Below are 20,702 nucleotides of genomic sequence, written 5' to 3' on the forward strand. Positions count from 1 at the left end.
GCCCCGGTTTTACAGGGTGTAGGCGATGCCCACCTGCACCGTGCGTGGCGCGCCTGGGTAGGCGTAGAAGTTGCCGAACGCGCCTTCCTCAAAATCGCGGTTGAACAGGTTCTTCACATCCAGGTTCAGGCGGACTTTGTCGTTGACCTTGTAGTAGCCCAGCAGGTCGACCACGGTGTAGGCGTCCATGGAGAAGGCGGTGTTGGAGGTCTGGCCAACACGTTCATCGACGTATTTGGCGCCAGCGCCCAGCCCAAGGCCCTTGAGGCGACCGTCCTGGAATTCGTAGACGTTGAGCAGGCTGAAGCTGTTGCGCGGGATGTTGGCCAGGTGTGAACCGACGCGGACGGTGTTGTCTTTGGTGACTTCGGCGTCGACGTAGGCGTAGCCGCCGATCACGCGCCATTCAGGGGTGAGGTTGCCGGCGACGTTGAGGTCGAAGCCGCGGCTGCGCACTTGACCCGCTGCGACTTTGTAGTTGGAGTCTTCAGGATCGGTGGTCAACACGTTCTTCTTGTCGATCTGGTAGATCGCTGCGTCCACACTCAACTGACGGTCCAGCCCTTCCCATTTGATCCCCATTTCATAGGACTTGCCCTTTTCCGGCTCGAAACCGGCACCGTCGCGACTGGCGCCGGTGTTCGGCTTGAAGGAACGCGCGGCGTCGGCGTAGACCGCCAGGGTCTCAGTCAGGTCATAGGTCACGCCGACACGGGGCGTGACCGCGTTGTCGCTGGCCTCCCAGCTTTGCCCGCCCTTCACGTAGGTCTCGTACTGGTGCTCGAAGCGTTCGAAGCGCGCACCCGCCAGCACCTTCAAGCGTTCGGTGAGGGCCACCTGGTCCTGGACGAACGCGGCGTAGGTCTTGAGGTTTTCCTTGTCATGAGTCGGCGTGCTGGTAAGCGCCGGGCGCGGCTTGCCGTAGACCGGGTTGAAGATATCGCTGGTGTAGGCGGCGGACGAACGCTGGATGATCGACTTGTAGTCGTAATCCTCAAACTCGACGCCGGTCAGCAAGGTGTGATCAAAACCACCCGTGGAAAAATGCCCGGTGAGGTTGAGCTGGGTGTCCTTGTCGGTCCATTCCAGCTTGCGATAGTTGAAGTTGCGGTTGAGCGTGTGCCCGTCCGCAGCCAGGCTGTTGGCCTCGATGGCGTTGCCCTGCAAGGTGCCGTCCAACCATTGGAAACCACCGCCCAGGGTCCAGTTGTCATTGAGCAGATGCTCGAAACGCAACTGGGCCATGCTGTTGTCGTTATGCAACTTGCCGACGTCTTTATCGCCCCAGAAGGTATCGCGGGAAGCCGTGCCTTTCTGAGTAGCAAAGCGTGTCAGCCCCCGGTCCAGCGGGTGGTTGTTGCGCATGAAGTCGCCTTCGAAGATCACCTTGGTGTCGTCGCTGGCCTGCCAGGTAAGCACCGGGGTGATGCCGTAGCGTTCGGTTTCCACATGGTCGCGGAAGGTGTCGCCGCCCTCGCCCACCACGTTCAGGCGATAGGCCAGGCGGCCCTCTTCGTCCAACGGGCCGGAGGCGTCCAGGGTGCCGCGCTTCATGCCCTGGTCATTCAATTGGCTGCCGAGGGTGACCGTGCGTTCGGCCAACGGTTGCTTGGTCACCACGTTGAAGGTGCCGCCGGGATCACCACGGCCATAGAGCATGGTCGCTGGGCCGCGCAGCACTTCCAGGCGTTCGATGGTGTTGGCATCCGGCATGTTCGGGTAGCCACGGTTGATCGGGAAACCGTTGCGGTAGAACTCGCCGGTGGTAAAGCCGCGCACGGTGAAGGTAGTGAGACCCTGCCCGCCGAAGTTGTTGGCGCGGCCGACACCGCCGGCATAGTCCAGCGCGTCCTGCAGGCGAGTGGCGCCGATGTCTTCGACCACCGCCTTGGACACTACGCTGATGGACTGCGGGGTTTCATGGATCGAGGTGTCGGTGCGCGTCGCACTGGCTGAACGGGTGGCGTGATAGCCCTGCACGGGACCCTGGGCGGTTTCATAGTCGGCAGTGCCAGTGACGCTGGTGGCTTGCAGCTCGATGGCGGCTTTTTCAACTGGTTCGACCTCCGCCCAGCTCAAGGGGGAAAACGCCTGAAGCACACACACGGAAAGCAGGGTACGACGCATGGAGGATGAACCTAGTGAAAGAGCCAGATGGGGCGGCATATCAGCCAGTTATTTTGGCGGGCATGATAGGCCAAATCATTAACAATTGAAATCCATTCTCATTGGCAGCTTTTCAAGTAACCACTGTGTATCAACGCAAAAAAAAGCCCATCGAATGATGGGCTTTTCATTTCAAGTGTCCGCAAGAAGCGGTTTTCGTCCACGCACCTCAGAGCGCGCTTGTCATGCTTCAGTCAGCTTGTTTTCGACAATCCACACAAGCACCTCGCTTGCATTGGCGCCGGGATCCTGAATGTCTTCAAATACTTTTACGACACGCCCCTCCTGAGTGATCAGCGTTGTTCGGGCATAAAACGTTTGTCCTTCCACATCAAAGGTTTTCAGCCCCAGGCTGGATGCCAACGTGCAGTTGGGGTCTGAGAGTAAGGGGTAGTTAAGGCTCATGCGCTCTACGAACTCTTGCTGGTACGTACTCGCCTGAGTCGAAAGCCCAAACACAGACAAGATGCCTGACTCTGCCAGTTGATTGCGTGTGTCTCTAAACCCACAGGCCTGAGGGGTACAACCTCTGGCGCCGGGAACATCGGACAACCCCTCAGGTGCAGGTTCGTTCGGGTTTCCGGTGCGTGGGTAAATAAAGAGCACACACCACCCTGCAAGACTCGACAAGTCGACATCTACGCCCGTTGTAGAGGGCAACGCAGTTGCGGGCAGTCGACGCCCGAGCAAACTGTTAACGCGGTGATCGGTAGACGAGTTGTTATTCACAAAGCCTCCAGGTTATGGGTTCTGTCTGCATGTATCAGTTGTGTTAGAGGGACGCGTCCTCTCTTTCAGGTTTCGACTTGATCCTGGCGTAGCAATAGCCCGCGCAAATAACCAGCGCCGCCCCGGAACTTGACGCAACGTAGTGCAGGGTTTTATCGACAGTTATGCTGGACTGCACGAGGATGTCCGAACTTGCCATTGCGCCAGCTATCCACCCGAGCAGCCCGGCGCCGAATATGACCACCTGCGGGAACCGGTCGATCAGGGCGAGCAAACCCTTGCTGCCCCCTACGATGATGGGGATGCTGATCAACACGCCCAGGGAGACCACCCACCTATCTCCGCCTGCGGCGCCCGCCAAGGCCAGGACGTTGTCCAGCGACATAATGGCGTCGGCGATGACAATCGTTTTTATCGCGCCCAGTAGCAGGGTTGTCGCCTTGACGGCGCCGTGGTTGTCGTCTTCTGCCTGCATCAATTTGATACCCACGCCTACCAGCAAAATCGCCCCGACGATTTTCAGGCCGGGCAGTGACAGCAACTGCATAGCAAAGAAGAGCATGAGTATGCGCAGCATAATGGCACCCGCCACGCCGAAAAAAATCGCCTTGCGTCTAAGGTGCAGGGGAAGATTTCGACACGCCAAGGCGATGACCACGGCATTGTCGGCCCCCAACATGATGTCAATGGCGACAACTTGCGCGATCGCCAGCCAGGTACCTGGCTGGCTCAAGAACTCAATCAACTGAAAACTCCTGGCTGCGGTGCAGCGAGCATTGGATAGGTTCAAACCGTGGGCATTCGGGGCTGTGCATTTGGGTGTCGAATTACCCCTGGCGAGCGAGACAGCCCTGTAGCGCGTAGCATCTAAGTGAGTTGGTAAAGTGGAAATGCCCCGAATAGCAGCCCGCCCGCCAACAGGCTCAAACTGGAAAGGATTGCCCACTTCAGGGCAAAGCGCTGGTGGTCACCCAGATCGACCTTCGCCAGGGAAATCAGTAGATACAACGCCGGCACCAAAGGGCTGAGCAAGTGCACAGGTTGACCCACGATGGAGGCACGAGCGATCTCCAGGGGGCTGATGCCATATTGAGCAGCGGTGTGGGCGATTACAGGCAGGATGCCGAAGTAAAAGGCATCGTTAGACATGAAGAACGTCAAAGGCATGCTGACCAGTGCAGTGAACGCCGCAAGGAACGGACCGAAACTGTCGGGGATGACACCCAGCAGGCTTTTGGCCATGGCGTCTACCATGCCAGTCCCGGAAAGAATGCCGGTAAATATACCCGCCGCGAATATCAGCGCCGTCACTGCCAATACGTTTGATGCGTGGGCAGCAATCCGCTCCCGTTGTTGCTCAATGCTTGGGTAGTTGACCACTGTCGCGATCGCGAACCCCACCATGAACAATATCTGAATAGGCATTGCATCGACGACGAGGCAGGCAATCAATACCAAGGTAACGATCAAATTGGGCCAGAACATTTTGGGGCGTCGCAGATTTTCACACTCTTCTGCCGAACCATGCCCCAAGGCCAGCGAGCCGTTATGAAAGTCTTCCAGCTGTATCACGCCCAGTCGAGCACGCTCGCGGCGACCCAGCACGATGGCGGTGAACACCAGCATCGCAGCGGCAATCAGCATGGCGGGAATCATCGGCAGAAATATATCCAGCGCATCCACGTGCAGCGCGGCAGCGGCACGGGCCGTGGGGCCGCCCCACGGTGAGATATTCATGATTCCGGTGGCAATGCTCAGCAGGCAAGTGAGACCGAGAACGTCCATGCCAAGGCGCCGGTAGAGCGGCAAAAATGCAGCGCACGCGATCATGTACGAGGTGGAACTGTCACCATCGAGCGACACGAGCATGGTGAGTATCGCGGTGCCCACTAATACTTTCAGCGGGTCGCCTTTTACCAACTTGAGAATATTGCGTACCAGTGAATCGAACAGCCCGGCATCGATCATGATGCCGAAATAGAGAATCGAGAACGTCAACATCACCCCCGTGGGGGCCAACGTCTTGATCCCGTCCAGCATCATCGAGCCCAGCCCGGCAGGGTGACCTCCCAGCACCGCGAAAACGATAGGCACGATGATCAAGGCAATCAGCGCCGACAGGCGCTTCGTCATGATCAGGTACATGAAGCAGATAACCATTGAAAAACCGAGGATTGCCAACATGGCCGGACTCTCTCTTTTTATTAGGCGTACAGGGCCCCAGCGGCCATATCTGGCCGAGCTGAAGATGGTGTGCGGGCAGGCAGGGATCAGGCTAAGGCTCAGGTGCCCCACTGGATGGCAGGCGGTGGATCATGGGAAAACCTCGCGTTTGGGGAACGAAGCACGGTTTCATACCGCTGCACTGACAGTTTCATATCGCTGCGCTGAGCGTCTTGATTTCCCGATGCAGGATGCGGTCATTTTCCGAATAGTCGACCGGGCAGTCGATCACATGCACACCGGGCGTTTGCAGGCAGTGCTGCACCAACGGCGCGAAAGCGCCTGCGCTTTTCACGCGGTGGCCAAAGGCACCGTAGCTTTGTGCGTAGAGCACGAAGTCCGGGTTCGTGTAGTCCAGGCCGAAGTCCTCAAACCCCATCTGCGCCTGCTTCCAACGGATCATTCCGTAGCCGTCGTCGCGCAGGATGATCACCACTAGATTCATCTTCAAACGCACGGCGGTTTCAAGCTCCTGGCTGTTCATCATGAAACCACCGTCGCCGCATACCGCCACAATCGGGGTGTGGGGATAAACCAGGCGTGCCGCCATCGCCGACGGCAAACCGGCCCCCATGGTTGCCAATGCGTTATCCAGCAATACGGTGTTCGGCATGTAGGCCTTGTAGTTGCGGGCGAACCAGATCTTGTAGATACCATTGTCCAGGGCAACGATGCCGTTAGCCGGCATGACCTGGCGCAAGTCCGCAACCAGTCGTTGCGGATAAACCGGAAAACGCTCGTCAGTGGCGCCTTCGGCGACATGTGCCTCGTTGGCTTCGCGAATCGCCAGCAAACGTCGGAAATCCCAAGTGGGCTGCGCAACAATCGCTTCGTTGATCTGCCAGATCGCATTGGCGATATCGCCGACCACCTCGATCTGCGGGAAATACACCGGATCAACCTCGGCGGACCGGAAACTGACATGGATCACTTCGGTACCGCCGCGAACCATGAAAAAAGGCGGCTTCTCGATGACGTCATGACCGATGTTGACGATGAGATCCGCCGACTCCAGTGCACGGTGAACGAAGTCATTGGCCGACAACGCCGCATTGCCCAAAAACCGTGGATGGCGTTCGTCGACGACCCCTTTGCCCAACTGCGTTGTGACGAACGGAATGCCGGTTTTTTCAATCAGTTGAAGCAGCACTCGGGCAGTCGACTTGCGGTTGGCCCCAGCGCCGATGACCAATACCGGGCTACGTGCACCTTGCAACCTGGCAACGGCGGCACAGATGGATTTCGCTTCGGCCACCGGGCGGCGGCTGAGGCTTGGCGCAACGGGCGTGCTGTCGGTGTCTTCGGCGGCGATATCTTCCGGCAGCTCCAGGTGCACCGATCCCGGTTTCTCTTCTTCGGCTAGCCGTATCGCTTCACGGATACGCGATGGAATGTTATCGGCGGAGGCCAGTTGATGGGTGTACTTGGTCAAAGGCGCCATCATCCCGCAGACATCGAGAATCTGGAAACGGCCCTGCTTGGACTTTTTGATGGGCTTCTGACCTGTAATCATCAGCATCGGCATGCCGCCCAGGTAGGCATAGGCGCCGGCGGTCACCAGGTTGGTAGCGCCTGGGCCAAGCGTTGAGAGGCACACTCCGGTCTTGCCGGTAAGGCGACCGTAAGTGGCGGCCATGAAGCCTGCGGGCTGCTCGTGGCGCGTCAGGATCAGCTTGATCGGCGAACGAGACAGCGAGTCCAGCAAGTCGAGGTTTTCTTCGCCGGGGATGCCGAATACATATTCGACCCCTTCGTTTTCCAGGCAGCGCACAACCAGCTCAGCAGCTTTCATTTTTCAATGTGTCCCGAGTTTTAAAGAGAGAACGTCAGCTGTTTATTGAAGTAACTGACTGACAACACGTGACCGGGTCCTTTCAGGTCGAAGGGTTCGCACATGGCGCCAGTCGAGACCAGTTGACCGGCACGCAGCGTCACGCCCCGCTCGGCGGCATGTTGGTAGAGGGCCGCCAGCGAGCTCAGGGGGTCTGTCGCCGTGTCACCAAACAGACCTTTTGCCTTGGGTACTCCGTCCAGATGGACGACAGCCGTTTCAGCCAGCTCACGCATGGCGTGCAGGTCAATGCCCTCGCAAATCGACTTGCCCACGACCAGCGCTTCAAAACCAACGTTATCCGCAGCAAAGCTTGGCCAACCGACTGTCTTGCGGTCGGTGAAACGCGAGCGCACCACCTCGAACGTCACGCAGGTCGTGCGAATATCGTCAGGAACCACCGTCCTGCCCATCAGGGGAGGCAGGTCCCGGTCCAGGACAAAGGCGATTTCGCACTCGATCGTCACCGCGGTATCGGCGGGGAGCTTCAGGTGAATGCCACTTGCATGCAGGCGCGATCTTTCGAGCTGCCCGACCAGGGGCCGTGACAATTTTGCGGCGCGCATTGCGGCGGGGCTGCCCACGCCGAGCTTCCAGCCAGCCAGCGTCCCGCCAGCCAATTCAAACAGTGCGTCCTGTGCGTCATAACCCTGTTCAAGCGTTGGCGGCTTGACGTCGGCAGGCAGCAGGTTCAACAGCTCGCCACTGCGCCACGCATTCAACAAGACTGATGCGGTAGCGTTTGGATCAAAAAGAAAAGTTGTCACGTTGATCTCCGGATTATCAGGCGCGCAGTCGTTGGCAGACGGCGTCGGCAAATTCGAGTGTGGAGGCCTGACCTTTCAGGTCCCCTGTGCGCACATTGTCGATATTCAAGGTGTCGTCGATGGCAACGCGCAGGCGCTGGGCGTGTTTTTCCAGGCCCACATGAGTCAGCATCATGGCCGCTGCCAGCATCAAGGAAATCGGGTTGGCGATACCCTTGCCAGCAATATCCGGTGCAGAACCATGAACGGCCTCGAAAATCGCGGCATCCTTGCCAAAGTTGGAACCCGGCGCCATGCCCAGGCCGCCCACCAGGCCTGCCAATTGGTCGGAGAGAATGTCGCCAAACAGATTGGTGCACAGCAACATGTCGAAGCGCCAAGGGTTGAGCACCAGTTGCATGGCGCAGGCATCAACGATCATGTCCTCTATCTCGACCCGGCCGGCGTACTCCTTGGCGACTTCACGCGCGGCCTCAAGGAACAACCCGGTCAGCTTCTTGAGGATGTTGGCCTTGTGCACGACCGTGATTTTTTTGCGGCCATTTTTAATCGCGTATTCAAAGGCAAACCGCGCAATGCGCTCGCTGCCTTCACGGGTGTTGACGCCACTGGAAACCGCGACTGCACGAGGATCGTCACCCATCGGGATGTAATACTCGTTGGCGACGTAGAAACCCGCCAGATTCTCCCGAATGAGGACCAGGTCGATGTTTTCATAGCGTCCCGGGATCAGCGTCTTGGCGGGGCGGACATTGCCGAACAACTCAAACGTTTCCCGCAGTCGCACATTGGATGAGCGGAAGCCTTCGCCGACCGGCGTCGTCAGCGGACCTTTGAGCACCAGCTTGCGTGCACGGATGCTGTCCAGGGTGGCGCTCGGCAGTGGATCACCCACGGCGGCCACCCCGGCCATCCCCGCTACCTGGACATCCCACTCGAAAGGGCTTCCCAGCGCGTCCAGCACACGGACAGTCGCCTCGACCACTTCCGGCCCGATACCATCACCTGGAATAAGCGTTGCCGGGATTTTGTTTGAGTTTGAAGATGATTTTTCCACAATGGTTTCTCTGTTGTAGATGCCGGGTTACTGAAGATGAGCGATGGCGCCATCGGCTGACGTCGCTGTGGCGCGAAATTCCACGCCTAGCAGCCGCTCATACACTTTGATCATCGCGCCCTTGTCACTGTCGCCATGGCCCTGCAGCACGGCTGTCTGGTAGGTCGCCGTGGCAGCGGATAACACCGGTAGCGGAATGCCCATCTTCGCGCTCAACCCGGCACCACTGATGAGGTCCTTGTAGGCATGCTTGAGCGGGTATCCGCTGCTGAACTGGCCATTCAGAATATGCGGCACAAAAAATTCCGAGGCGTAACTACGCCCTGTTCCACTGTTCACGATTGCGGCGACTTTCTCCGCGTCCAGCCCCAACTTGACGGCCATCGGCAAGATCTCGGCAATCGCGGCGCAGTTGATATCGAACAGCAGCTGATTGATGAGCTTCGTCAGCTGGCCTGCACCGGCTGCGCCCATGTAGAGAGTGTTTGAGGCCATGGTTCTCAAGTAAGGGGCGACGGCATTGAAGACCTGCTCGCGCCCACCGCACATGGCGGTCAGCGTCCCATCGATGGCACGCGAAGCCATTCCGGAAACCGGCGCGTCGAGAAAGTGGATACCCAGCGCAGCCAACCTGGCGTCGATGCTCAGGGTTTGCGCATAACTGATCGTGCTGGTATCGACGACGGTGCTGCCGGGACGCATCCAATTCGCGATGCCGTCGGCACCCAACAGAAAGTTATCGACCACCTCGTCGTCGGGCAGTGACAGAAACACCAGATCGCAGTCGGCCAGGGTGCGGCGATCATTCACCGCTATCGCCCCCAGCCTTTCCAGCTCGGCATAGGCCCGACCGCTGAAGGCATTCACCAGCAAGCCAGGGTGGGAACGGAGCAGGTTGATTGCCATGGGCTTTCCCATTTGGCCCAGCCCGATGAACGCCATTTTCATATTGAAGTTTCCTGATCCGGTCATTTACGCGGTACAGCGCCATTGCGGGTGGTGGCCCGCAGGAAATCGAAATCCACACCGGTGTCCGCCTGAGTAACCGTTTGCAGGAACAGCTTGTGGTACCCCCGTTCGCCGGTGGGTATCAGGACCTGGCTTGCTTCAGCACGGCGGCGCAACTCTTCATCCGGAATCAGCAGCGAAATTTGCCGATTGGACAGGCTGAGGCGAATGCGATCGCCGTTCTGGACGTAAGCCAGCGGGCCACCGACTGCCGCCTCGGGGGTGACGTGCAGAACGATGGTGCCGAACGCCGTACCGCTCATGCGCCCATCAGAGATGCGGATGATGTCCTTCACGCCGGCCTTGGCCAGCTTTTGCGGGATGGGGATGTATCCCGCCTCAGGCATGCCCGGCCCGCCTTTCGGGCCAATGTTCTTGAGCACCAGGACATCCTCGGCAGTCACGTCCAGTTCATCGCTGTCAATTCGGGCGGCGAGATCCGCCATGTTTTCGAAAACCACTGCGCGACCTTCATGCTCCATCAAACCCGCATCAGCCGCCGATTGCTTGATGATTGCCCCGCCGGGCGCCAGGTTGCCGTGCAGTACAGCGATGCCACCCTGGGGATAGATGGGCTGCGAGAAAGGGCGTACCACGTTTTGCGCAAAGGCCGGTTCGGCGCGTTCAAGCTCTTCGCCCAGGGACCGGCCGGTGACGGTCAGCGCGTCAAGGTTGAGTAACGGTTTGAGTTCACGAAGCAACGTGGTCATTCCGCCGGCATTGTGAAAATCCTCCATGTACTGCGTGCCGGAAGGCTTGAGGTCCACCAGTACCGGCGTCTCACGGCTCATACGGTCCAGTGCGGCCAAATCCACGTCGAGCCCCATGCGCCCCGCGATGGCGGTGAGATGGACAATGCCGTTGGTAGACCCACCAATGGCGAGCAGTACACGCATGGCATTCTCGAACGCGGCGGGCGTGAGGATCTGGTCGATGGTTCGACGCTGGCGAGCCATGTCGACAATGCACTTGCCGGTCTCCTCGGCAATTCGCATGCGATCCGAGGTAACCGCCGGTGGCGTAGCGCAACCCGGCACGGTCATGCCAAGTGCTTCAGCGATACACGCCATCGTGCTGGCGGTGCCCATCACCGAGCAGGTCCCCACGCTCGCCACCAGGCGGCTGTTGACGTCTGCGATTTCAACGCTGTCTACCTCGCCGGCACGGAACTTACCCCAGTAGCGTCGGCAATCAGTGCAAGCCCCGACGCGCTCTCCCCGATGACTGCCGGTCAGCATCGAACCGGTGATCAACTGGATGGCGGGGATACCTGCGGAGGCGGCGCCCATCAATTGCGCAGGGACGGTTTTGTCACACCCACCAATCAGGACCACGGCGTCCATGGGCTGCGCCCGAAGCATTTCTTCGGTGTCCATCGACATCAAGTTGCGCAGGTACATGCTGGTGGGCGCCGAGAAGCTTTCGCCGATAGAGATCGTCGGAAATTCCATTGGCAAGCCACCGGCGTGCTGGATTCCACGCTTCAGGGCTTCGACCAGTTGCGGCATGTTGCCGTGACAAGGGTTGTACGCACTGCCGGTGGAAGCGATGCCAATGACGGGTTTCTCAAGCGCCCCATCGGTGTAGCCCGAGCCTTTGATGAAGGCTTTTCTCAGAAACAACGAAAAGCCTTTGTCGCCGTAGTTGGTCAGGCCCCGACGCAGGCCCGAGGCTTCACTCGAATCGTTCAGGGCATTGGAAGGCAGGTCATCGTCAAAAGGCATGGCGTCATATTCCGTATTGCAAGGGAACGGGAATGTTGTGAGGCCATACTAGGAATGCTTGCTCATCATGTGAAATATATTGTTATGATCACTTTGATCACAAAATGTGATGTTATTTTGAACGGGGAGTAACCTCGCAGTGAATCTGAAAGCCCTCAAATGCTGTGTCGAAATAGCCCGTCTCGGCAGTTTCACCAAAGCGGCTCAGTCGATGCACATCGCACAACCGGCGCTGAGCATGGCCGTGACGCGCCTTGAGGAGGAGTTGGGTGTTGTGCTGTTCAACCGCGCACCACGACAAATCACTGTCACGGCCGAAGGCCAATGCTTTCTGAACCGCGTGGAACTGGCACTGCTGGAGCTGGATATGGCGCGCCAGGAACTTCGCGATATGGCTCAGTTGCAGAGCGGCGAAATAAAGCTGGGTGTGCCGCCGATGTTCGGGATCAACTATATCCCGGACCTGCTCCGCGCCTTCCGATACGAGTACCCCGGGATTGTCATGACCGTCATCGAGGGCAGCGCGGACGCAATCAGCCGACGCCTCGAAAACCGTGAAATCGATGTGGCATTGCTCGAATCGCGGCGAGTGGGGAGCGCATGGGAATCGGTGCTGCTTGGCAATGACGAAATGGTGCTGTGCATGCGAGAGGATCATGCTCTGGCGACCGAACCCCACCTCGAAGCCCATCAGTTACAAGGCGCAGAAATGGTGGTTTTCGATGAGACATTTATGCAGCGTCATCTGCTCGATGCCTTCTGCGAGGCCGCTGGCGTGAGTTATCGAATCGCACTGCAAAGCAACTTCGTCTCCCTGGTGACCAAGGCAACCTTCGATGGCATGGGCATATCCACCCTGCTGCGTTCCGTTCAGGAACGCGAACCGGGGATCGTGGGCGTACCGTTCAAACCCGCCCAACCCATGAGCTTCAGACTGTGTTGGCGAGCCAACGAGTACCTTTCCCTGGCGAACAAGCGCTTCGTGGACTTTGCCCAGACGGCGGGCTTCTTCAACAGCCCCTCAGTTTGAGATGCCGCCAAAAAGCCACCCTTGCGAGTGGCTTGCGTCTGTGGCTACCGCCTCAGCGATAACGTTCCAACCAATGCGCGTAAGGCGCAGGCAAGGTCCACGAGGACTTCTCGACCCCCAGTTCCTTGGCCGCAAAATACGCCCAATGCGGGTCGGCCAGGTGCGCACGCCCCACCGACACCAGGTCCAGGTGCCCGGCCTGCAACGCACCTTCCGCCAGTTGCGGCGTGCCGAAGCCCCAGGCTGACGTGACCGGGATACCAGCTTCGCGACGTACACGCTCGGCAATCGGCCCCATGAACGCCGGGCCCCACGGGATGTGGGTGTCGGGGATGGTGAAACCGACGCTGACGCTCAGCAGGTCCAGGCCACCGGCCTTGAAACGGCGGGCCAGTTCGATGGATTCGGTGAGGGTCTGCTCGTCGTGGCCGTCGTACTCGATCACGCCGAAACGTGCGGTGAGCGGCAGGTTTTCCGGCCAGACTTCACGCACGGCGGCCAGGGTTTCCAGGAGGAAACGGCTGCGGTTGTCGAAGCTGCCGCCGTAGGCATCGGTGCGCTGGTTGGAGTGTTCGGAGAAGAAACTCTGGCCCAGATAACCATGGGCAAAGTGCAACTCGATCCACTCGAAGCCGGCGTCACGGGCGCGGCGGGCGGCGTCGACGAAGTCCTGGCGCACCCGGGCGATGTCGTCCAGGGTCATGGCGCGAGGCACCTGTGGCAGGTTGGCACCGAAGGCGATGGCCGAGGGAGCGATGGTTTCCCAGCTGCGGGCGTCGGAGGCGGCGATATGGTCATCCCCTTCCCACGGACGGTTGGCGCTGGCCTTGCGGCCGGCGTGGCCGATCTGGATGCCCGGCACGGAACCGGCGGCCTTGATCGCCTGGACCATCGGCACGAACGCCTCGGCATGCGCATCACTCCACAGGCCCGCGCAACCGGGGGTGATACGGCCTTCCGGCGCGACAGCAGTGGCTTCGACCACCACCAGGCCGGCACCGCCACGGGCCATGCTGGCCAGGTGCACGAGGTGCCAGTCGTTGACGATGCCGTCATCGGCCATGTATTGGCACATCGGCGGGATAGCGATGCGATTGCGCAGGGTGACATCTTTGAGTTTGAACGGTTCGAACAGTGCGGCCATGGGACAACTCCAGTGAGCAGGTGGTTGATTCGATAGTTCGATGGTAATCGAACTATGGTATTCAACGATAGCCCCCTGTTATGATTCGTTTCATGCGAGCCTTCAAACACCCTCCCCTGCAAGACCTGACCCTTGAGCGCGTGCTGTACGCCCTGAGTGATCCGGTGCGCCTGGAAATCGTGCGCTGCCTGGCCGGCGTACCCGAGGCCACGTGCGGCGAACTAGACGGCGGGCGGCCCAAGTCGAGCATGTCCCATCACTTTCGGGTGTTGCGCGATGCCGGGTTGGTGCAAACCCGCAGCGTGGGCACCACTCATCTGAATGCGTTGCGTGCGGAAGATCTTGAAGGCCGCTTTCCCGGCTTGCTTGCGAGCATTCTGGCCCAGCACTGAGGCCCGTCTTTGCGTTTCACCGGGAAGCAGCCACCGGCTCGCCATCCAGATACACACAGTCCTTGCCATTGCGCTTGGCGGCATACAGGTTGCGGTCGGCGCACTTGAGTACCGCTGACATATCGGCGCCCGCCGAGAAATGCGTCATGCCGGCACTGCACGTGTAGTGATGGGGTGGCGGGACACTGCCGCGAATCGCTTGCAGCAGGCGCGCGGCAAAATCCGTGGCCGCCCAAGGGTCATCCCCCACCAGCAAGACACCGAACTCCTCGCCCCCGATCCGGCCAAAGCTGTCGCTGCCAGGGGTGGCTTTCAGGCAATGAGCCATCGCGCAGAGAATCTTGTCGCCGACATCATGGCCAAACTGGTCATTTTTCAGCTTGAAGCTATCAATATCCATCATCATGAAGTAGCCGCCTTGACCGTCGGCGATCACCTTGGCGAAACGTTCGATAAAGGCCCGTCGGTTCAGGATGGAGGTCAAGTAATCCGTTTCTGCCAGTTCCCGGAACTCACTCTCGACCAGCAATACGGAACGCAGGTTCTTCAGGTAGGAATAATTCAAGATAAAGCCGATCGACACCGACGCCAGGCAGAACATCACCAGGTAAACCTCAACCCCGGCGTAGATCGACATATGAACAGCTGGCCACAGCATCGACCAGATCAATGCAGCGCCTATCAAGAAATCCTGGACTGCGATAAAGAGCAAGGCACTGCTCAGCACCAGAATCACCGCCAGCGGTAGAGCAAATACCTGCAACGCCTGATCGGTCTGCATCACCAACGCAAAGCCGCCGGCCAACACCGCCATATAGACCACACCGAACGCCCGCCAGGCCAGGAAATTGGCCAACCGCCGGTGAAATCGACACAACGCTGTCAAACAGACGGTAATGAGCACGGTGTACCACCCGAACTCCAGCACCGGATCCACCAAGAGCACCCACCACCAGGCAATCAGGCCTATCCATTCCGCCTGGGCAACAGCGGGCGACAATAACCTCTGCATCCTTGGCCTGAGCTTTAAGTCAGCCGGCATCTCAACACTCCCTGCGCATAAGTTGCCTATATTTTGCTGGCTTGGCCCAACTCGATACTAAGCAGGGTGATTGCAAATGAATACGCCATGAAACGGCGCACCAACTTTACAAAGGGCGGCAATACTTCCAACTGCGTCTTGGAATGCACTTTAAAGCAACCTTTTTCAACACCCTCCTGAACCAGACGAATCACATGGGTCTTGGACACGGAAAGTTGTGTCGCCAACGAAAGATAAGATGACGTCCTGAAACTTGCACCCTGATTGTCCAAGGAGCACGCATCGTTATAAATCGCCAACATCAGCATATGTCCGGCATCGCGGTTAACCAGCCAGTCACATTCCGGCAGCAATACATCGATGGTCAGCTTATTTGAAAGAAGGGTGGCAAAACCTTTGAAATAAAGTGCCAGGAAGGCTCGGTCGTCCAACTCACTCATCCGCTGGACCTGCGCTTCACTGGGGCACATTGGTCCCAGCGGCTGCACCACGGAATTGAGCATCGACCTGACTTCATGGCAAGCCTGCGGCGATGGGCTGAACACCCGAAAACGGCTGTCGTCAGGGTGGCCAGCGACCTTCATGAACCCCAGGGCCCTGAACAGCAGGAAGATCGACTCCAGGCTGTTCCTGGAACAGAAACCGCGAGCCACGCAGAACGCTTTCACGTCGGACAACAATGGCGCGGGCTTGGAGAAATATTCACTCAGCAGCGTGAAAGACACCATCAAACGGTTGAACTTCAGCGCTGTCTTGTAGAAAAACGGTCGTTTTGAATAGGGACCCAGCAGAATGGCGTAGTGCGCGCGAATACTGCATTCAAATTCCCCGTGACGTTCCAACACCTGCGCGGAATGATCCAACGCCCACTTCAACGAACTGACGCACATGAGAAAGAGCCCTGATCAACCTACTGGAATTCACTGATCGATGGCGCAGCACTTCTGCAACCAGGTCTCACAACAACTCACGTCGTAAACACCACCACTGATGGCGTTTTGCCTCGAACGCAATGTATCGCGAGTAACCCGACAGACATCATCGCTACCAAAATTGTTCCAAAACGTATTGGCGTCCCTAAAGCAACCCACTCATACACGCCCATGACAGCTGCGGTGCTTCGCTGCCTTTAAATATATCCAAGCGTTGTGATGAAACTGTTCAATCGACCTGTTCGCCGATGCCATTGAATCCTGGCGGCACTGGAAGAACTGCGACGACTCTCACGGGAGCCGGTGTGAACCACTTAAACGATTCAGGCCATGGGGCGAACCTTTCACCGCGACCCGCGTCCGAGCTTAAGCACTGTTGCTTACCGTTCGCCGCGAGGTCCCCATTTGAAAGCCGCCATCCTCAAAAAGTACCGCCTGATCATCAAGACCATGGGCTACGTGGGCTGGGCGCTGTTCTGGCTGTTGCTGTGGGACGTCGCCGTCACCGTGGACTTCATGTTGTTTCTCACCTACAAGATCAATCTGCCGCTGATGCCCCTGACCCTGCTGGGTTCGGCGCTGGTGGTGCTGATCAGTTTCCGTAACAGCAGTGCCTACAACCGCTGGTGGGAAGCCCGCACCCTGTGGGGCGCAATGGTCAACAATTCACGCAGTTTTGCGCGCCAGGTGCTGACCCTGCTGGACGACCCCGACGGCGAAGTGAACCCGGTCAAGGCCACCCTGCTGCGTCGCCATGTGGCCTATGTGAATTGCCTGGCCGCGCACCTCAAGGGCCAACCGTGCCCCGAAGAAGTCCGTGCGTTTATCCCCGGCGATGAGTTTGCGCGCAACGGCGCCACCAACAACTTTGCCAACGATATTCTCACCGGCTCGGCGGCGTTGCTGGCCAGGGAGTACAAGGCCGGTCACCTGGACAGCATCCGCCTGGCGCGGCTGGAGTCGACCCTGGTGGACTTGTCCAACGCCCAGGGCGGCATGGAACGGATCGCCAACACCCCGCTGCCCTACCCTTACGTGTACTTCCCACGGCTGTTTATCTCGCTGTTCTGCCTGATCGTACCGGTGGGCCTGGTGGAGTCCCTGGGCTGGTTCACCCCGCTGGCCTCGACGGTGGTGGGTTTCATGCTGCTGGCCATCGAGCGCATCGGCACCGACCTGCAAAGCCCGTTCAACTCCAGCGAACACCAGATCCAGATGGACACCATCTGCGAAACCATCGAGAAAAACCTGCAGTCGATGCAGCGTGATGCGCTGGGTGGCGAACGCATCGGTTAAACCTTCTCTCGGCCCTCAAGTGCGTGCCCGCGCAGTCGATATACAGGGGGTACGCATGGCCACACCCCCTAAAAACAACACATGCGACGCTCGACGCTACTGTTTTCTCCTTGCCAAAATTATAAATACCCGCGGGTGAAGTCATGAATATCAAGCAAAAGCTGACCTGGGCGTTTGCCGCCATCGCGTGCGTCCCGGTTATTTTGGTCGCTGTATTGGTTGTACTGAATCTGCGCGAGGGGGCCCAGGCCAATTTCCTCGACAGCAGCGGCCGCGAGATCCGCCAGATCGACAATGGCATGAAGCAATTCTTCGACGGCATCAGCCAGAACGTCGACTATGTGGCCAAGGACCCGCGCGTTGTCGCGGCCAAGGACCTCAAGAGCTACGCCGGCGCCGACGCCGCGCAAATCCCCCTCACCCCCACCAACACAGCGCTGCTGGAGATTTTCGACCAGTTCGCCAAGAGCCATCCGAGCACCGCCTACCTGTCCCTGGGCCTCGCCGACGGCGGCTACGCCAGCTGGCCCGACGACACCAAGCTGAACAACTACGACCCACGCGTACGCCCGTGGTACCAGGCGGCCATCGCCGCGCCGGGTAAAACCGTGCGCACTGGCGCCTACTATTGGGCGCCGGACGACGTGACGCTGATCGGCACCGTGCACACCGTCACCGATGCCGCCGGCAAGATCCTCGGCGTGGTCGGCCTGGACGTCTCGCTCAAGCAGCTCACCGAACTGGTGCGCAACATCAAGCTCGGCGACAGCGGCTACCTGATGCTGGTGGAAGGCAACGGCAACGTGCTGGTAGACCCCAGCGACGCCAAGCACAACTTCAAGCCCCTGGCCGACCTGGGCCCCAACTACGCCGAACTGGCCAAGCGCGGCGACGGCGTGAGCCAGATTGACATCGATGGCGTGGCCTACATGGCCAACATGGTCAGCTCCAAAGACCTCGGCTGGCGCTTTATCGGCCTGATCAAGCGCGACGAAGTGATGGCCGGTGCGACCCGCCTTACCTGGTTGATCGCTGCGATTGCCGCCGCGCTGGCCGTAGTCTTCGCGATTGTCGGCGCCAGTTTCGCCAGCGTGATCGTACGTCCGATTCGCGGCGTGGCCGACGGCCTGCAAGAGATCGCCGAAGGTGAAGGCGACCTGACCCGCCAGCTCAAAGTGCAAGGCAAGGACGAAACCGCCAGCCTGGCCGGCTGGTTCAACCAGTTCCTGAGCATGATCGCCCAGTTGGTGCAGCGCATCGGCAATGCCTCGTCCGACCTGCAAACCGCCGCCGCCGACACCAGCGAAGTCGCCCACAACATGAACCAGGCCGCCGGCCGCCAACGTGAAGCGGTGGAACTGGTGAGCACCGCGTTCAACGAAATGGTGGCCACCGCCAACGAAGTCGCCCGCTCCTGCAGCGCCGCCGCCACCAGTGCCGATGAAGGCTACCGCGATGTGCACGACGGCCAGCAGCACATCGGCGAAGCCACCGGCAGCGTGCTCCAGCTCAGCGAAGACCTGCAACGCTCGACCCAGACCATGCAGCAGCTGGAGCAGGACAGCAAAAACATCAACACCATCCTCGACACCATCCGCTCGATTGCCGAACAGACCAACCTGCTGGCGCTCAACGCTGCCATCGAGGCCGCCCGTGCCGGTGACCAGGGCCGCGGCTTTGCGGTAGTTGCCGACGAAGTCCGCGCCCTCGCCCGCCGCACCGCCGACTCCACCGGCGAGATCGACAGCCTGCTCGGCAACCTCGCCCGTCGCACCCAGGAAGTGACCCAGCAGATGCAAGGCAGCCTGCTGGTGTCCCACACCAGCGTGGAGCGCATCCAGCAGGCCCGCGACAGCTTCGACAAGATCCGTGGCTCGGTGGACTCGATCCGCGACCAGAACACCCAGATCGCCACCGCCGCCGAAGAACAGCACCAGGTGGCCGAAGAGATCAACCGGCACATCGCGCAAATCCATGCCGATGCGCAACTGGTCGAAGGGTTTGCCCATTCGGCGCAGACCGGGTCAGGTCGGTTGACGGATATTTCCGGGCAGCTCAAGGGGCTGGTGGGCCGCTTCAAGTTCTGAATGTGCACTCGGGCTCTCGACTTCACCGTCGAGGGCCTTGCGCATTTTCACCGTATCCAGCGCCCCCACCCACTTGGCGATCGCCATGGTGCCCACGCCATTGCCGATGGTGTTGGTGATCGCCCGCGCTTCCGACATAAAGCGGTCTACCCCCAATAGCAGCACCATGCCCGCCACCGGAATAGTGCCCAGTGACGACAGCGTTGCCGCCAGGATAATAAAGCCTGAGCCGGTTACTCCCGCCGAGCCCTTTGAGGTGAACATCAACACCGCCAGCACGATCAACTGATCAGTTAGGTTCAACGGTGTGTTGGTGGCCTGGGCGATGAAAATCGCGGCGATGGTGTAGTAGATCGCCTGGCCGTCGGGGTTGAAGGTCAGGCCCGAGGGGATGATCATGCCGGCCACCGGTTTGGACACCCCGGCCCTCTCCATCTTGGCAATCATTTGCGGCAATACCGACTCCGACGAGCTGGTGCCGAGCACGGTGAACAGCTCTTCCTTGATGAACTTGAGGAACTTCCACAAACTGAAGCCGCTGTAGCGGCAAATCGGCCCCAGCACGAAGATCACAAACACCGCGCACGTCAGGTAGACACAGGCCATCAGCTTGCCGAGGGAAAACAACGAACCGAAGCCGTACTTGCCGATGGTGAACGCGATGGCGCCAAACGCACCGATAGGCGCCAGGCGCATGACCATGTTGACAATACGAAACATGCCCTGCATGAGGCTGTCCAGCGTGTCCACGAACGGCTTGCCGCGCGGCCCCACAGCAGCCAGCGCAACGCCCAGCAGGATAGAAAACAGCAGGATTTGCAGCACATTGCCCTTGGCAAACGCATCCACCAGGGTGTCGGGAATGATGTTCATGACAAAGTCCATGAACGAGGCGTGCTTGACCGCCGTGGTGTAGGTGGCAAGGCTTGAGGTGTCGAGGGTGGCCACATCGATGTTCATGCCGGCGCCGGGCTTGAACACATCCACCACCACCAGCCCGACCACCAGGGCCAGGGTGGATACCACTTCGAAGTAGATCAACGCGCGAAAACCCACGCGGCCCAGCTCTTTCATGTTCTCCATCTTGGCAATGCCGGTGACCACCGTAAGGAAGATCACCGGTGCCAGGAGCATCTTGATCAGCTTGATAAATGCATCGCCCAATGGCTTGAGCGCGGTCCCGGTGTCGGGCACAAGCACCCCGACAATCGCACCGAGGATGACCGCGATGAGGACTTGCACATAGAGTTTGCCAAATATTCTTTTCATGACAG

At 59.3% G+C, this 20,702-nt stretch carries 16 protein-coding genes and 2 pseudogenes; 5 read left to right on the forward strand and 13 right to left on the reverse strand.

The window, feature by feature from the left end; all coding sequences use genetic code 11:
- Window positions 1-9: 9 nt before the first annotated feature.
- The 9 genes from NL123_RS19205 to NL123_RS19245 all read right to left on the reverse strand — a co-directional run bounded on the left by NL123_RS19205 (window position 10) and on the right by NL123_RS19245 (window position 11,505).
- Window positions 10-2,127, reverse strand: a complete 2,118-nt coding sequence (locus NL123_RS19205) for a TonB-dependent siderophore receptor (protein ID WP_494356099.1) — start codon at window positions 2,125-2,127, stop codon at window positions 10-12.
- A 222-nt stretch (window positions 2,128-2,349) separates the two neighbouring features.
- Complete coding sequence (locus NL123_RS19210; protein WP_248487764.1) at window positions 2,350-2,895, reverse strand: peroxiredoxin; 546 nt, start codon at window positions 2,893-2,895, stop codon at window positions 2,350-2,352.
- 43 nt (window positions 2,896-2,938) lie between these two features.
- Complete coding sequence (locus NL123_RS19215) at window positions 2,939-3,640, reverse strand: TerC family protein (RefSeq protein ID WP_248487763.1); 702 nt, start codon at window positions 3,638-3,640, stop codon at window positions 2,939-2,941.
- A gap of 122 nt (window positions 3,641-3,762) precedes the next feature.
- Window positions 3,763-5,079: a CitMHS family transporter gene (locus tag NL123_RS19220; protein ID WP_248487762.1), complete on the reverse strand. Its 1,317-nt coding sequence runs from the start codon at window positions 5,077-5,079 to the stop codon at window positions 3,763-3,765.
- 190 nt (window positions 5,080-5,269) lie between these two features.
- On the reverse strand, window positions 5,270-6,910 hold the full coding sequence (locus NL123_RS19225; RefSeq protein WP_248487761.1) for an acetolactate synthase large subunit: 1,641 nt from the start codon (window positions 6,908-6,910) through the stop codon (window positions 5,270-5,272).
- A gap of 20 nt (window positions 6,911-6,930) precedes the next feature.
- On the reverse strand, window positions 6,931-7,716 hold the full coding sequence (locus NL123_RS19230) for a 2-keto-4-pentenoate hydratase (protein ID WP_248487760.1): 786 nt from the start codon (window positions 7,714-7,716) through the stop codon (window positions 6,931-6,933).
- A 16-nt stretch (window positions 7,717-7,732) separates the two neighbouring features.
- Window positions 7,733-8,680, reverse strand: a complete 948-nt coding sequence (locus NL123_RS19235) for an isocitrate/isopropylmalate family dehydrogenase (protein WP_248487759.1) — start codon at window positions 8,678-8,680, stop codon at window positions 7,733-7,735.
- Window positions 8,681-8,800: 120 nt separating this feature from the next.
- The gene (locus NL123_RS19240; protein ID WP_248487758.1) at window positions 8,801-9,721 is read right to left on the reverse strand and encodes an NAD(P)-dependent oxidoreductase; all 921 of its coding nucleotides are present in this window, start codon (window positions 9,719-9,721) and stop codon (window positions 8,801-8,803) included.
- A 20-nt stretch (window positions 9,722-9,741) separates the two neighbouring features.
- Window positions 9,742-11,505, reverse strand: coding sequence for an IlvD/Edd family dehydratase (locus tag NL123_RS19245; protein ID WP_248487757.1), 1,764 nt, complete (start codon window positions 11,503-11,505; stop codon window positions 9,742-9,744).
- A 139-nt stretch (window positions 11,506-11,644) separates the two neighbouring features.
- Here NL123_RS19245 and NL123_RS19250 point away from each other — a divergent pair, with 139 nt between their 5' ends.
- Complete coding sequence (locus NL123_RS19250) at window positions 11,645-12,535, forward strand: LysR family transcriptional regulator (RefSeq protein ID WP_494356100.1); 891 nt, start codon at window positions 11,645-11,647, stop codon at window positions 12,533-12,535.
- A 52-nt stretch (window positions 12,536-12,587) separates the two neighbouring features.
- Here the strand turns inward: NL123_RS19250 and NL123_RS19255 are convergent, their stop codons facing one another.
- On the reverse strand, window positions 12,588-13,679 hold the full coding sequence (locus tag NL123_RS19255) for an NADH:flavin oxidoreductase/NADH oxidase (RefSeq protein WP_248487755.1): 1,092 nt from the start codon (window positions 13,677-13,679) through the stop codon (window positions 12,588-12,590).
- A gap of 92 nt (window positions 13,680-13,771) precedes the next feature.
- On the opposite strand from NL123_RS19255, the gene NL123_RS19260 reads away from it, so the two are divergent.
- Window positions 13,772-14,071: an ArsR/SmtB family transcription factor gene (locus NL123_RS19260; RefSeq protein ID WP_058427156.1), complete on the forward strand. Its 300-nt coding sequence runs from the start codon at window positions 13,772-13,774 to the stop codon at window positions 14,069-14,071.
- Window positions 14,072-14,087: 16 nt separating this feature from the next.
- Here NL123_RS19260 and NL123_RS19265 read toward each other — a convergent pair whose 3' ends face one another.
- Both NL123_RS19265 and NL123_RS19270 read right to left on the reverse strand, forming a co-directional pair.
- On the reverse strand, window positions 14,088-15,113 hold the full coding sequence (locus NL123_RS19265) for a GGDEF domain-containing protein (protein WP_494356101.1): 1,026 nt from the start codon (window positions 15,111-15,113) through the stop codon (window positions 14,088-14,090).
- A 26-nt stretch (window positions 15,114-15,139) separates the two neighbouring features.
- On the reverse strand, window positions 15,140-16,003 hold the full coding sequence (locus tag NL123_RS19270) for a hypothetical protein (RefSeq protein ID WP_494356102.1): 864 nt from the start codon (window positions 16,001-16,003) through the stop codon (window positions 15,140-15,142).
- Between the two features lie 447 nt (window positions 16,004-16,450).
- Here NL123_RS19270 and NL123_RS19275 point away from each other — a divergent pair, with 447 nt between their 5' ends.
- The 3 genes and pseudogenes from NL123_RS19275 to NL123_RS19285 form a co-directional block, all read left to right on the forward strand.
- Window positions 16,451-17,341 (forward strand): bestrophin family protein, encoded by an 891-nt coding sequence (locus NL123_RS19275; RefSeq protein ID WP_058426992.1) that lies wholly within the window; start codon window positions 16,451-16,453, stop codon window positions 17,339-17,341.
- 299 nt (window positions 17,342-17,640) lie between these two features.
- Window positions 17,641-18,516 (forward strand): annotated as a pseudogene (locus NL123_RS19280) (cache domain-containing protein); the annotation flags it as partial.
- Window positions 18,517-18,885: 369 nt separating this feature from the next.
- Window positions 18,886-19,428: pseudogene (locus NL123_RS19285) on the forward strand (methyl-accepting chemotaxis protein); the annotation flags it as partial.
- Here NL123_RS19285 and NL123_RS19290 read toward each other — a convergent pair.
- Complete coding sequence (locus tag NL123_RS19290) at window positions 19,366-20,697, reverse strand: dicarboxylate/amino acid:cation symporter (protein ID WP_494356103.1); 1,332 nt, start codon at window positions 20,695-20,697, stop codon at window positions 19,366-19,368. The pseudogene NL123_RS19285 and the gene NL123_RS19290 overlap by 63 nt on opposite strands.
- Between the last annotated feature and the right edge of the window lie 5 nt (window positions 20,698-20,702).

The organism is Pseudomonas sp. FBCC-B1565, from assembly GCF_059133265.1.

Coding starts and splice junctions, on each gene's coding strand:
- NL123_RS19205 (WP_494356099.1), bottom strand. CDS start 2,127: ATGCGTCGTACCCTGCTTTCCGTGTGTGTGCTTCAGGCGTTTTCCCCC.
- NL123_RS19220 (WP_248487762.1), bottom strand. CDS start 5,079: ATGTTGGCAATCCTCGGTTTTTCAATGGTTATCTGCTTCATGTACCTG.
- NL123_RS19225 (WP_248487761.1), bottom strand. CDS start 6,910: ATGAAAGCTGCTGAGCTGGTTGTGCGCTGCCTGGAAAACGAAGGGGTC.
- NL123_RS19240 (WP_248487758.1), bottom strand. CDS start 9,721: ATGAAAATGGCGTTCATCGGGCTGGGCCAAATGGGAAAGCCCATGGCA.
- NL123_RS19245 (WP_248487757.1), bottom strand. CDS start 11,505: ATGCCTTTTGACGATGACCTGCCTTCCAATGCCCTGAACGATTCGAGT.
- NL123_RS19255 (WP_248487755.1), bottom strand. CDS start 13,679: ATGGCCGCACTGTTCGAACCGTTCAAACTCAAAGATGTCACCCTGCGC.
- NL123_RS19260 (WP_058427156.1), top strand. CDS start 13,772: ATGCGAGCCTTCAAACACCCTCCCCTGCAAGACCTGACCCTTGAGCGC.
- NL123_RS19265 (WP_494356101.1), bottom strand. CDS start 15,113: ATGCCGGCTGACTTAAAGCTCAGGCCAAGGATGCAGAGGTTATTGTCG.
- NL123_RS19270 (WP_494356102.1), bottom strand. CDS start 16,003: ATGTGCGTCAGTTCGTTGAAGTGGGCGTTGGATCATTCCGCGCAGGTG.
- NL123_RS19290 (WP_494356103.1), bottom strand. CDS start 20,697: ATGAAAAGAATATTTGGCAAACTCTATGTGCAAGTCCTCATCGCGGTC.